We start from the raw sequence: 13,407 nt of genomic DNA, 5'->3' as shown, positions 1-13,407 counted from the left end.
ATGCTCTGGTGCGCCTAACGCAGCTCCGGCGTCACGTCAAACAGGCGCCGGTGTTCGAGGATCGCATAGCGGTCCGTCATGCCCGCGATGTAGTCCGCCACGCGGCGGGCCAAGCGCGGTTCGTCCTCGCGCGGCAGATCCGCCTGCCACTCCTCGGGCATCAGCTCGGGCTCGGCCTTGAAACGCCTGAACAGGTCCCGCAGCACGTCGTCGGCCTGGGCACGGACCCGCATCACGTCCGGGTGGCGGTACATGCGGGCGTAGAGGAAGCGCTTGATGGAGGCATCGGCCTCCTTCATGGCTTTCGAGAAGCAGACCATGGTGTCGCCGGCCTGCCGGATATCCTCCGCCTTCTGCGGAGCCAGGGCGGCAATGCGGCGCTCTCCTTCGGCCACCACATCCTCGACGAACCGGGTGATGACGCGCCTGGTCAGTTCATGAATGCGCCGGGAGAGATCGAGGCCCGGGTAGCGCGCATCGATTTCCGTCAGGAGGCTATCGAGAAACGGCACCTCGCGCAGTTCTTCGATCCCGAACAGCCCTGCCCGCAATCCATCGTCGAGGTCGTGGGCATCGTAGGCGATGTCGTCAGCAATCGCCGCCGCCTGCGCCTCGCCACCAGCATGGGTGCCGAGTTCCAGGTCCTGCTGAGCGTTGTATTCGAGGATCGCCAGAGGGACCCCGTGCGCGGCATAGCGCAGGGTCGGCTTGCCCTCGGCATCGAGAAGCGGACCGTTATGCTTGACCAGCCCCTCCAGGGTCTCCCAGGTAAGGTTGAGCCCGTCGTATTCCGCATAGCGACGCTCCAGCCGGGTCACGATGCGCAGGGCCTGGGCGTTATGGTCAAAGCCGCCGAACCCGGCCATGCACTCGTCGAGCGTATCCTCGCCCGTATGGCCGAACGGGGTGTGGCCTAGGTCGTGGGAGAGCGCCAGCGCCTCGGCGAGATCCTCGTCGAACCCCAAGGAACGGGCGAGAGCCCGGGCGATCTGGCTCACCTCGATGGTATGGGTCAGCCGGGTCCGGAAATGATCGCCCTCGTGGTAGACGAAGACCTGGGTCTTGTGCTTGAGCCGGCGGAAGGCGGAGGAATGGATGATCCGGTCCCTGTCGCGCTGGAAGTCGCTGCGGGTGGGCGAGACCGCCTCCGGGTAGAGCCGGCCGCGGCTCCCCCAAGGATCACAGGCATAAGGGGCTCGCCATCTCTCGCCAAAGGGCCGCACGATCATCCCCGGGTTGAAGCCTTGTCAGCGCGCACTTACCTTGCTCATAACACCTTGTCCAAAGAATACGTCCTCCTGAGGACTGGAAGTGCCATGACCGGTATTACCCTGACTGACCGCGCCGCCCGCCGCATCAACGAGATCATGTCCTCCGAGCCTGCTGGTTCCCATCTGAGAATCAGCGTGAACGGCGGCGGCTGTTCGGGGTTCCAATATGCCTTCGACGTCGACCGGACCCGGCAGGACGACGATCTCGTCATCGAAAAGGACGGCGCGACCGTGGTGGTGGACGAGGTCTCGATCCAGTACATGGATGGCTCCGTCATCGATTTCGTGGACGATCTGATCGGCCAGTCCTTCAAGATCGAGAATCCCCATGCCACCGCCTCCTGCGGTTGCGGCACGTCGTTCTCGTTGTAAAACCGTTACGTAACGTCCTATTGTCCCGCCCGCATTGTCATTTCAGACTGACCGGCGCCAGATTCGCCGGCTTGGGGGATCCTATGGGACTTCGTTACCGCGCGGGAATCTGCGCACTTGCCTTGGTGGCCGGCTCGGCGGCGCTGCAGTTCGAGCCCGCCGTTCTGCGCGATCTCGTGGTCGACAACGGCACCCACCGCATCGCCGTGGGAGCGGTCAAGGTTCCGCTCTGGAGCGCCGCTTTCGCGCAATCCGCAGACAGTGTCAGCCTAGACAATGTGAGCTTCACCTTCGGATCGACGACCTACGAAGCCAAGCGGATCGAATTTTCAGGCATTTCCTCGTCGCGGGCCGAGATCGAGGCGCTGTTCTCCTCCACCTCCACGGAGCCGATGGAAAGCCGCCTGCGGCGCATCACCGTGAAGCAGATCACGATTCCGGAAGCGCGCGTGAAGCAGACCTTTGGACAGGACGTCCAGACGACGACCTACCGGAACACCACTCTCACCGATATCGCCCAGGGACGGATCGCCTCCGCGGTGATCGAAGCCACCGGCGCCGAGACGAAGCGCGCCAAGGGCAGCCTGCTCGTCAGCAACGGCCGGGCAGCCATGAGCGAGCTCGATCTGCCGGCTCTCGCGCGGGTTTACGAAGCAAAGGCGGACAGCGCCTCGGCTCCCTTCATGAAAATCTACGGAGCCTTCTCCATCGAGAATGTCGAGTTCACGGACACGGAAACGAACGTGACCGCCAAGATCGCCCGCCTCGGCGGCCGCGACTTCATGGGGCGCCAGACCAAGGATTCCTGGAACGGGACCTTAGGCCTCTTCACCGAGTTGGCCGACCGCCAGGATCTTTCCTCGGAGGATCAGGCCCGGCTCTTCCCCGCGCTCGCCGATTTTATCGAATCCTTCCAGATCGGCTTCGTCGAAGCGTCCGCGATTGAAGTGAAGTCCCGGGCCAAGGATTCCCCGGGCCAAGCCCGCATTGCTCGGATCGCCTACACGGGCGGCACGGATTCCCAGCCCGCCGACATGCGTTGGGAAGGCTTCGAGTTCTCCGACAAGGACAACCGCGTCAAGCTCGACGGCTTGAGCCTGACCGGGTTCTCGTTCCGCCAGACCCTCGACGGCCTGAGGACACTGCAAGGCAAGTCCTTCGACGACGTGGATCCGGCGACGGTGCGCAGCCTCGTGCCCACCCTCGGCACCCTGCGCCTTCAGGGTGTCTCGATCGACGGCGTCACCGACGACGAAGGCAAGAAGGTCAAGGTGCAGGCCGGCCTGAAAGGCTTCGAGCTAACGGCCGACAAGCCGGTGAACGCCATTCCCACCAATTTCCGGATCGGGCTGCAGAATCTGACGATGGCGCTGCCGTCGAGCAGCACGGACGACGCCGTCAAGGAACTCGTGGCGCTCGGCTACAAGGACATCGACGTGTCCCTCCTCGCCGCTGCCACCTGGAACGAGGCCGCGAGCGAAATCGCCTTGAGCGAAGTCTCGTTCCAGGGCCAGGAGATGGGCACCATCGCCCTGACGGGCCGCATCGGCAATGTCGGCCGGGATCTCTTCAATGCCGACACGGCTATCGCGACCGTCGCGCTGGTCGGAGCCAAGGCAAAGGCGCTCGACCTCACGGTCGAGAACAAGGGCCTGTTCGAGCGCTACATGGCCAAGTCCGCGAAGGAGCAGAAGACGACGCCGGAATCGCTGCGCCGCACCTATGCGGCTGCGGCGGCCTTCGTGGTGCCGGCGATGATCGGCAGTTCGGAGCAGGCTCAGACCCTGAGCCAGGCCATCGCCCGCTTCATCGCGAAGCCCGGCAAGCTCTCGGTCAACGCAACGCCGAAGGATCCGTCCGGCCTCGGCATCGCGGAAGCTGTGGTGCTGCCGGAGCCCAAAGCGATCCTCGAGAAGCTGAACGTCAGCGCGAAGGCGGAATGATCTGCCAAGGCTGAACGACGATGGTCAATATGCGCTCGCGAGCCTTCCGTCACCGAAGCCTCTCTCCCGTCATGGCCCGGCTTGTCCCGGCCATCCCGATCCTGTGAAGCACCGCGCTTCTCCGGTCGGGATCACCGGCACAGGGCCGGTGATGACGAGAGAAGTGGATCAACCTCCTGCCTGTCCAGACAGGGGTTCATCATACACATTCACGGCATCAAATCAGCGATGGCTGATCCTCTTCCGCCGCCTGCGCCTCCACGACGGCGATCGCCGTGATGTTGACGATGCCGCGCGCCGTCACGGACGGGGTCAGGATATGGGCGGGCTTGGCCGGGCCGATGAGGATCGGGCCCACGGGGAGCGAGTCGGCCAGGACCTTCGTGAACTGGAAGGCGATGTTCGCCGCATCCAGGTTCGGCATGATCAGCACGTTCGCCTCGCCCTTCAGGCGCGAGTTGGGGTTGACGCGCTCGCGGATCATCTGGGACAGAGCGGAATCGGCCTGCATCTCGCCGTCGACCTCGAGATCCGGCGCGCGCTCGTTGATGCAGGCGAGCGCGTCGCGCATCTTGAGCGCCGAGCGGCTGTCGGCCGCGCCGAAATCAGAGTGCGACAGGAGGGCGATCTTGGGCTCCATGCCGAAGCGGCGCACGTGGCTGGCGCAGGCGATCGTCATGTCGGCGATCTGCTCCGCGGTCGGGTCGATCTGCACGTGAGTGTCGGCGAGGAAGTAGGCGCCCTTCGAGGTGATGACGAGGGAGAGGGCGGCCATCTCGTGCACGCCCGGAGCAAGTCCGATGATGTCCTTGATGTGCTTGACGCGGGACTGGAAACGGCCTTCCAGGCCGCAGATCAGCGCATCCGCGTCCCCTCGCCTCACGGCGAGCGCGCCGATGACCGTGTTGTTGGTGCGCACCAGCGTCCTTGCCGCATCCGGCGTGATGCCCTTGCGGCCCGCCGCCTCGACGTAAGTGGCGACATAGTCCCGGTAGCGTGGATCGTCCTCCGGGTTCACCAGCTCGAAATGGCGTCCGATCTCCATGGACAGGCCGAAGCGCTTCATGCGTGTTTCGACCACGTTGGGCCGCCCGATCAGGATCGGCTTGGCGATGCCCTCCTCGACGATGACCTGCACGGCGCGCAGCACGCGCTCGTCCTCGCCCTCCGCATAGATGACGCGCTTTGGACCAGCCTTTGCCTGCGAGAACAACGGCTTCATGATGAAGCCGGAACGGAACACGAAGCGCCCGAGGGACTCCGCATAGGCATCGAGATCCGCCAGCGGCCGCGTGGCGACGCCGGAATCCATGGCGGCCTTCGCCACGGCCGGCGCGATGCGCAGGATGAGGCGTGGATCGAACGGGCTCGGAATCAGGGACTTGCGTCCGAAGGGATGTGCCTCGCCGCCATAGGCGCGCGCCACCACCTCTGACGGCGCCTCGCGGGCAAGGCCGGCAATCGCCTTCACGGCGGCGGCCTTCATCTCCTCGTTGATCGTGGTCGCGCCCACGTCGAGCGCGCCGCGGAAGATGTAGGGGAAGCACAGGACGTTGTTGACCTGGTTCGGGTAGTCCGAACGGCCGGTGCAGATCATCGCGTCGGGACGGGCGGCCTCCGCCTCCTCGGGCATGATCTCCGGATAGGGATTGGCGAGCGCCATGATCAGCGGGCGCGGCGCCATCTGGGCGAGCAGCTCCGGCTTGAGCACTCCGCCGGCCGAAAGGCCAAGGAACACGTCCGCATCCGGGATCACGTCGGCCAGCGTGCGCGCATCGGTGTCCTGCGCGTAAGCCGACTTCCAGCGGTCCATCAGCTCGTTGCGGCCTTCATGGACCACGCCCTTGATGTCCGTGACCCAGATGTTCTCGCGCTTGGCGCCGAGCGAGACCAGGAGGTTGAGGCAGGCGAGCGCGGCGGCGCCGGCGCCCGAGGTGACGATCTTCACGTCCTCGATGCGCTTGCCGGCAAGCTCCAGGGCATTCATCACCGCGGCGCCGACGATGATCGCCGTGCCGTGCTGGTCGTCGTGGAAGACCGGGATGCCCATGCGGGCCTTCAACCGCTCCTCGACCTCGAAGCATTCCGGCGCCTTGATGTCCTCGAGGTTGATACCGCCGAAGGTGGGCTCGAGCGCAGCGATCACCTCGACCAGCTTGTCCACGTTGTTCTCGGCCACCTCGATGTCGAACACGTCGATGCCGGAGAATTTCTTGAACAGGACCGCCTTGCCCTCCATCACGGGCTTCGAGGCGAGCGGGCCGATGTCGCCGAGGCCGAGCACGGCCGTGCCGTTGGAGATCACGGCCACCAGGTTCTGGCGGGAGGTGAGATTGGCAGCCTCGGCCGGGTCGGCGGCAATCGCCTCACAGGGGGCGGCGACCCCTGGCGAATAGGCGAGCGCCAGGTCGCGCTGGTTGCCGAGGGGCTTGGTCGGCTGGATCTCGAGCTTTCCGGGGCGGGGATGCTGATGGTAGAACATCGCTCCCGATTTCAGATCCTGCGAGATGTTGTCTCCCATCCCCGACGCTCCTTGCACTGACCAAACCAATCTGGAGGCCCTTGTGCGCGCGCTGCCCCCCTGCCGTCAATGTTCTTCTCTGGTCCAGGGGGCCGGCCGATGAAGCTTCGCCACCGTCTGAAGAACTGGCGCAATCCGCACAACCAGACCCGCGTCCATCTGGCCCGGATGGCAGGACGCTACGGCTATGTGATCGGCGAGTTCACCTACGGAAAACCCAAGGTGCGGTTCCCTGAATCGGGCAAAAAGCTCACCATCGGCCGCTACGGCTCCATCGCCGACAAGGTGGAGATCCTGCTCGGAGGCAACCACCGCACCGACTGGGGCACCACGTATCCGTTTTCCGCCTTCCGGGAACTCTGGCCCGGAGCACCCGAAAGCGAGGATTATCACACCTCCCGTGGGGACGTGACCATCGGCCACGACGTCTGGCTCGGCTCCGGGGCCATCATCATGTCGGGCGTGACCGTAGGGCATGGCGCCGTCGTGGCCGCCCATGCGGTCGTCACCAAGGACGTGCCGCCCTACGCCATCGTCGGCGGCAACCCGGCCAAGGTGATCCGCTACCGCTTCGACGAGGAGACCATTGCGGCGCTCCTCGAAGCGCAATGGTGGGACCTGCCGCGGGACAAGATCGCGACCCTCATCCCACTTCTGCAGAGCGATCGGATCCGCGAGTTGATCGCCGCCGTCAAGGTGCTGCGGACGCAGTGCGTCTGAGCGTGCGGCGCCCAAGGGCCCTAGCCTTCAGGCCAAGCGCCGGCCTCTCGATCAGGTACCAGGAAACGGCCGCTGCCAGCAGAGTCATCGCCAGCGAGGGCGCCAGCAATACGCTGGCGTCCACATCCGGCCAGAGCGCGCGCAGGGTCTGCTGGATCGGCCAGCCGTACAGATAGGCCCCATAGGATAAATCCGCCTTAGGTTCACAGGAAAAGCGCGTAACCACAGGCGACAGGGCAAGCCAGAGGATGCCATAGGCGGAGCCGACGAAGAGCAGCGCCTTGTAGAGGAACGTTCCGCTGCTCAGCCACGTGGCCAGGAACAGCATCAGTACGAGGGCACCCGAGAGACGGGCGCGATCGCGCCAGATGTAGAGAGCGCTGCCGCACGCGAAGATCAGCGGCAGGCGCAGAGCCGTTTCCGTGCCCTTCGGTGCATCGGGTCGCAGCAGATCGAGCCCGGCCAAACCAATCGCAAGCGTCGCGACGAGGACAAGCGCAGCGATGCGGGAGCGCAAAAGCCCGACGAGGCCGAGTACGAAAACGCCTCCGTAGCAAATGACCTCGTATTTGAGGGTCCAGACCGTTCCCATGGGAAAAGTGAAGGGATTGTCGGCAAACACGCCCGGCAGCGCGATGCTGCTCTTGAAGCTGGTGAGTGTCGCGGCGATGAAGCGGCGAAGGCCTGGGTTCTGCAGATAATCGCCAAAGGAGAGTGTGGTCATCGCAGCGCCGAGGAGGAACGACACCACGAGAACCGCCGCGATCAGACCCGGCGCAACGCGTAAAGCTCGGGCGATGGCGTAGTCACGCCAGCCACGCCGGTCGAAACTCATGGTGACGAGAAAACCGGAAATTGCGAAGAAGCCATTCACTGCATGCTCGCCGAGAGTGAAGCCAGTGGAAGCGATCAGCGGCTCGTCGGCGAGAACACCCGTGGTGACACTGAAGGCGTGAGAGATCACGACGGCGATCGCAAGCGCCAATCTGAGAACAGCGAAGTTGCTGTGAGGCTGCTCCAGAGCGCCATCAACGGATATGGCTCGAAATGGCGCCAGATGAGCCATCGTGCAGATCTACCTTCGCTTTCAGGTCCAAGTTTTTGCGTCCTGGACACGAAGGCATTAGCACTTATATGATATGTAATATCAAGACAATTTTGCATCAAGGCTCGTGTGAGCAGCTTGAGCCGTTGAGGATCAAAACGCCTTTCGCCCCCGGATCGCCGCCCAGGCGCCTGCCGCGGAGCCGGCGTAGCGCTCGATCAGCTTGCGCCGGAAGGTCAGGCTCGCGCCGGCGGCCTTCAGGGCGTTGATCGCCAGCATGCCGGGCGCCGGGTTCGGCAGGCCGTATTTGCGGCTCACATAGGCCCGCGACCAGGCTTGGTGCCAGCGGGAGGCGAAGATGCGGCCGGGCCTGTCGCCGCTCGACCGGCCGCGCCCGTGGCGGACGACGGCCTGCGGCACGTAGATCAGCGCGGAGCCGGAATCCGCGATGCGTCGGCAGAGATCGTCGTCCTCGTAGAACAGAAAGATGTTCTCGTCGAAGCCGCCGAGCGCCAGGAAGGCGTCGCGGCGGATCAGAAAGCACGCGCCGGAGAAGAACGGCGCGCAGGCCTCGCCCTCGGGCAGGACGAGCCTGCCGCCGGGATTGGTGAGCGACGTCGCGAGGAGCGAGCGCGGCTGGTAGAACACACGCCCATCGGGCTCGACGATCTGCGGCGCGAAGAACGCCGCCTCGGGATAGCGCCGCGCCGCATCGACGAGCGCTGCCACCGCGCCCGTGTCGACGACGCAATCCGGATTGACGATCAGCACGAACTCGGTGTCCGCCGCCCGTGCGCCGATGTTGTTGGCGCGGCCGTAGCCCTCGTTGCGGGCATTGCGGACGACGCGGGCGCCCTGCCCTTCGGCGACCGCGACCGTGCCGTCCGTCGAAGCGTTGTCGACCACGATTACCGGCACGCCGTCCGCCGCCAGCGCGCCGAGACACTCCGGCAGCGCATGGGCGCTGTCGAAGGTCACGACGATGGCGGTGACGTCCTGGCGGCTCATTTCTCCGGCAGGTTCAGCCGGATGTGCAGCTCGCGCAGCTGCTTCGGCGTCGCCTCGGAGGGCGCGCCGAGGAGCAGGTCTTCCGCCTTCTGGTTCATCGGGAACAGGGTGATCTCGCGCAGGTTATGCGCGCCGCAGAGCAGCATTACGATGCGGTCCACGCCGGCCGCCATGCCGCCATGGGGCGGCGCGCCGTACTGGAACGCGCGGTACATGCCGCCGAACCGCTCCATGACCTCCTGCTCGCCGTAGCCGGCGATCTCGAAGGCCTTCACCATCCGGTCGGGACGGTGGTTGCGGATCGACCCCGAGGCCATCTCGTAGCCGTTGCAGACCATGTCGTACTGGAAGGCCGTCATCTTGAGGATCTTGTCCTTGTCCGACGGATCGAGCGCCATGAACTCATCATGGTCCATGTTGCCCATGGAGAACGGGTTGTGGGAGAAGTCGATCTTCTTCTCGTCCTCGTTCCATTCGTATTGCGGGAAGTCGACGATCCAGCAGAACTCGAAGCGGTCCTTGTCGATGAGGCCGAGCTCGTCGCCGATGCGGGTGCGCGCCTTGCCGGCGAGCGAGGCCGCCTTGTCCTCGGCCCCGGCCGAGAAGAACACCGCGTCGCCCGCCTTGATGCCGGCCTTCTCGCGGATCACCGCCTGGGCGGCCTCCGGGATGAACTTGGCAATGGGGCCTTTGCCGGTGATCTGGCCGCCCTCTTCCTCGAACACGATGTAGCCGAGTCCGGGCGCGCCTTCCGTGCGGGCCCAGTCGTTGAGCTTGTCGAAGAACGAGCGCGGCTGCGAAGCAGCACCGGTGGCTGGAATGGCGCGCACGACGCCGCCGGACTTGATCACGTTCTTGAACGCGTTGAAGGTCACGTCCTCGCGGGTGAACACCTCCGACACGTCGGCGATGACGAGCGGGTTGCGCAGGTCCGGCTTGTCGTTGCCGTATTTGAGCATCGACTCGAAATACGGAATGCGCGGGAACGTCTCCGTGACCGGCTTGCCGTCCGCGAATTCCTTGAAGGTGTCGCGGATCACCGGCTCCATGGTCTGGAAGATGTCTTCCTGGGTGACGAAGCTCATCTCCACGTCGAGCTGGTAGAACTCGCCCGGCAGGCGGTCGGCGCGCGGGTCCTCGTCGCGGAAGCAGGGAGCGATCTGGAAGTACCGGTCGAAGCCGGAGATCATGATGAGCTGCTTAAACTGCTGCGGCGCCTGCGGCAGTGCATAGAACTTGCCGGGATGGATGCGCGACGGCACCAGGAAGTCGCGCGCGCCCTCGGGCGACGACGCGGTCAGGATCGGCGTCGTGAATTCGAAGAAGCCGCTCTGCTGCATGCGGGAACGCAGGCTGTTGATGATCGCCCCGCGCTTCATGATGTTGGCGTGCAGCTTCTCGCGGCGCAGGTCCAGGTAGCGGTAGGTGAGACGGGTCTCCTCCGGGTAGTCCTGGTCGCCGAAGACCGGCATCGGCAGCTCGGCCGCCGGACCCAGCACCTCCATGTCGGTGATGTAGAGCTCGACCATGCCGGTGGGCAGCTCCGCATTCTCCGTGCCGGCCGGGCGCTTGCGCACCTTGCCGTCGACCCGGATCACCCATTCCGACCGCGCCGCTTCCGCCTGCTTGAAGGCCGGCGAATCCGGATCGATCACGCACTGCGTCATGCCGTAATGGTCGCGCAGGTCGATGAACAGCACGCCGCCATGGTCGCGGATGCGGTGGCACCAGCCGGAGAGCCGGGCGACCTGGCCGACATCGGATTCGCGGAGCGCGCCGCAGGTGTGGGAACGGTAACGGTGCATGGAGGCGGACATGGGAAAGCCTGCTGGTTCGGTTCGAAGCGCAACATCCATGGGAGGCCCGGGAAGTCAAGGCGGAAGGACGAAATGGGACCCCGCGCCCGCTGCCCGGATGGGTGGAGGCCCGTCCGCCCCGGCAGGTCAGCCCTGGCTTGTCCTCGGGATCCTTGCCGTTCTCCTCCGCCCTCGTTGCCGAGGAGCGGCCACAAGGCATCCCGCAAGATCCCATGCGCGCTGGATCCTCCTTCGAGACGCCGCTGCGCGGCTCCTCAGGCTGAGGCCTGTGGGGTTGGAAGCATGGATCACCGGATCTTGGTCGACCCTGGAAACCTTCGCCGTCATCACCGGCCTCGTGTCGGGAAGCGCGATGCGGCAGGTGCGGCGCTTGTCCGATGGAGCCGGGAGAGGATCAGCCCTGATCCTCTCCCTCGTCATCCCCGGGCTTGGCCCGGGGATCCCGCTTGTGTGGAGCACGGCGCTCTTCCGATCGGGATGGCCGGGACGGAAGGTTGGTCCGACACGCACTTCGACATCCCGGGCTTGGCCCGGGATCCGCGCCTTCGCTGCGGTTCCGGAAGACGTGGATGGCTGGCACAAGGCCGGCCATGACGAGGAGAATGTCGGGATGGCTGAGAAGCCATGGCGCAGGTCTGGCGAGCGCGGGCATCTTGCTGTGTTGCTGTCAAAGAGCCAGCCCCTTGGGGCCCGCAGCTTGCGCTGCGAGCCTTTCAGGAGATCGAGGGTGGCGCGATGGGCAGCCCGGCTCGATGATGATGGTGGGAGATGGAAGAGCCGGACGGCACCTCGCGCACGGTTCTTTTCAGGCGGACCAGCTGGGACGACACCCAAGGTCGGCCTCCTGCGCTCCCAGGCGTGCGAGGCCTGCCGCGGGACCGTGCCGGCTCCCGTCACTGCGACGCCTCGCGAGCGCGCCCCTCGCAGGAACCGATCTGCACAAGGGTATAGCTCAGATGCAACCCTGTGTCAAGAACAAAGTGAGAACATAGCGTTGCACCGGTTCACGCCTGCTCACCGCTCCTGCTCCCTGTCCCGTCATCACCGGCCTTGTGCCGGTGATCCCGATTAAGAAGGCGCTGCGCCTTTCCGATCGGGATGGCCGGGACAGGCCCGGCCATGACGTGGTGGGTGTGACGAGCGCTTGTGATCCAACCCTCGGCCCTCATCCTGAGGAGGCTGCGCAGCAGCCGTCTCGAAGGATGGTTCCCGAGAGCCCTGGAGCCTCCTTCGAGACGCAGACGGATGTCTGCTCCTCAGGATGAGGGCGGAGAGGTGGCACCGCAGGCGGGGTGGCCGGAACCGATCCCCGGATCAGGTCCCGGGGAGATCTGACGGGAAGGCGACCGGCTGCCGAGGATAACGAAAAAGGGTGTGGCCGGGTCCGCGGCCGCCTTCCCGGTGTCCGGGCCTTGCGTAGCGCCGGTGCCGGATAGCCACCCTGGATCTGCCCCTGCGTCACTCTTGCCGATCTGCAACCTTGCTCCATGTTCCCGGGGCAGGTAAATGAAACAACATATTGTTGCGGGAGCCCGAGAGCCGATGACCAATTACATCCCCACCCAAAGCATCTCCACCACCGACCAGCATGCCCTGTCGCTGGTCAGTGGCGACAGCGTCCTTCTCAATCCGGGGATCGTCCTCTCAGCCAGCGGCGCCGGAGCCGACGGCATTCATTCCGGCGGGATTGAGGACACCATCTTACTGCGATCCGGTTCGCGGGTGTCGAGCGAGAACGGAACGGGCATTCATGTCCAAGCAGGCTCTGTGGTCGAGATCGACGCAGGCGCGTCCGTCTCGGGCAGGCTCCAGGGTGTGAACATTGATGCTTCGAACCGGACCGATATCATGTCGACCCTGCTCCTGAATTACGGTTCGATTACGGGAGAGATCGGCGTCAGGTCCAACAATAGCCGGCTGATCGAGGAACAGATCGTCAACCATGGCTCGATCCTCGGCACCAATGGAGCGGGTCTTCGGTTAGATGGCGCCGTATCCGTCATCAACACTGGAACGATCGAAGGATCAAACGGCATTGTCCTTGGCAATCCTCAAGCTCTGCGGGTGATCACCAATTCCGGCACCATCATCGGGAAGGACGGCCCTGCAATTTCCTTTAATACAGCAAACCCCTATGGCGACGTTGTTGTCAACACAGGCCATATTGTGGGAAACATCAGTTTCTCTGGTCAGAGTAATGGCAGTCTCATACGTGGCGATCTCTATGACGGCCGCGGCGGAACGATCACGGGAACCATCTCTCTGGGTAGCGGCCACGACCGTGCGTTTGGCGGCGCCGGAGCGGAGACCTTCGAAGTCAGGTCTGGCAACGACACCATCGACGGCGGCGGCGGCCACGATACCGTGCTCTTCAACCAAAACCGCTCCCTATACGACGTCTCCACCGCCGGCGGCGTGACGACGGTCGCGAGCAAAGGCACTCCCGCGACAGACACTGACACCCTGACCAACGTGCGCTTCCTGAAGTTCGACGACACCACCGAGATCCTCTACAACACGAAGCCCGACAGCGTCGGCCTGACGCAGACCACCTTCGCCGAGAATGCCCTCACCGGCACGCCGATCGCCACCGTGGCGGCCCGCGACGCGGAAGGCGATGCGCTCACCTACACGCTCGTCGATCCCACCGGCACCTTCGGGCTCGTGGGCAACGCCCTGGTGCTGCTCAAGGCGCTCGATTTCGAGACCC

General features: G+C 64.8%; 9 protein-coding genes. 4 read left to right on the top strand and 5 right to left on the bottom strand.

Features of this window, described 5'->3' with window-relative positions; all coding sequences use genetic code 11:
* Positions 1 to 14 precede the first annotated feature (14 nt).
* Positions 15 to 1,229: a deoxyguanosinetriphosphate triphosphohydrolase gene (locus VB672_RS08440; protein WP_329783744.1), complete on the bottom strand. Its 1,215-nt coding sequence runs from the start codon at positions 1,227 to 1,229 to the stop codon at positions 15 to 17.
* Between the two features lie 87 nt (positions 1,230 to 1,316).
* Between VB672_RS08440 and erpA the strand changes: the two genes are divergently transcribed.
* Together erpA and VB672_RS08430 are read left to right on the top strand one after the other, a co-directional pair.
* The gene (gene erpA / locus VB672_RS08435; RefSeq protein WP_329783743.1) at positions 1,317 to 1,643 is read left to right on the top strand and encodes an iron-sulfur cluster insertion protein ErpA; all 327 of its coding nucleotides are present in this window, start codon (positions 1,317 to 1,319) and stop codon (positions 1,641 to 1,643) included.
* Between the two features lie 83 nt (positions 1,644 to 1,726).
* Positions 1,727 to 3,586: a hypothetical protein gene (locus VB672_RS08430; RefSeq protein ID WP_329783742.1), complete on the top strand. Its 1,860-nt coding sequence runs from the start codon at positions 1,727 to 1,729 to the stop codon at positions 3,584 to 3,586.
* Between the two features lie 217 nt (positions 3,587 to 3,803).
* Here VB672_RS08430 and VB672_RS08425 read toward each other — a convergent pair whose 3' ends face one another.
* Positions 3,804 to 6,107, bottom strand: a complete 2,304-nt coding sequence (locus tag VB672_RS08425) for an NADP-dependent malic enzyme (protein ID WP_329783741.1) — start codon at positions 6,105 to 6,107, stop codon at positions 3,804 to 3,806.
* A gap of 99 nt (positions 6,108 to 6,206) precedes the next feature.
* Here VB672_RS08425 and VB672_RS08420 point away from each other — a divergent pair, with 99 nt between their 5' ends.
* On the top strand, positions 6,207 to 6,827 hold the full coding sequence (locus VB672_RS08420) for a CatB-related O-acetyltransferase (protein WP_329783740.1): 621 nt from the start codon (positions 6,207 to 6,209) through the stop codon (positions 6,825 to 6,827).
* Here VB672_RS08420 and VB672_RS08415 read toward each other — a convergent pair.
* From VB672_RS08415 to aspS, 3 genes are all read right to left on the bottom strand, one after another.
* The gene (locus tag VB672_RS08415) at positions 6,799 to 7,893 is read right to left on the bottom strand and encodes an acyltransferase family protein (protein ID WP_329783739.1); all 1,095 of its coding nucleotides are present in this window, start codon (positions 7,891 to 7,893) and stop codon (positions 6,799 to 6,801) included. The genes VB672_RS08420 and VB672_RS08415 overlap by 29 nt on opposite strands.
* A 132-nt stretch (positions 7,894 to 8,025) precedes the next feature.
* Positions 8,026 to 8,880 carry a glycosyltransferase family 2 protein gene (locus VB672_RS08410; RefSeq protein WP_329783738.1) on the bottom strand — a complete coding sequence of 285 codons (855 nt, stop codon included), beginning with the start codon at positions 8,878 to 8,880 and terminating at the stop codon, positions 8,026 to 8,028.
* On the bottom strand, positions 8,877 to 10,685 hold the full coding sequence (gene aspS / locus VB672_RS08405; protein ID WP_329784063.1) for an aspartate--tRNA ligase: 1,809 nt from the start codon (positions 10,683 to 10,685) through the stop codon (positions 8,877 to 8,879). Before aspS ends, VB672_RS08410 begins: the two co-directional genes overlap by 4 nt.
* A gap of 1,554 nt (positions 10,686 to 12,239) precedes the next feature.
* On the opposite strand from aspS, the gene VB672_RS08400 reads away from it, so the two are divergent.
* Positions 12,240 to 13,407: cadherin repeat domain-containing protein (locus tag VB672_RS08400; protein WP_329783737.1), on the top strand; the 1,168-nt coding region annotated here is incomplete at its 3' end.

The organism is Microvirga sp. CF3016 (assembly GCF_036314085.1).
GTDB lineage: Bacteria > Pseudomonadota > Alphaproteobacteria > Rhizobiales > Beijerinckiaceae > Microvirga.
Note: the sequence above shows the minus strand (reverse complement) of the source record. Positions and strands in the feature narration are given on the sequence as shown.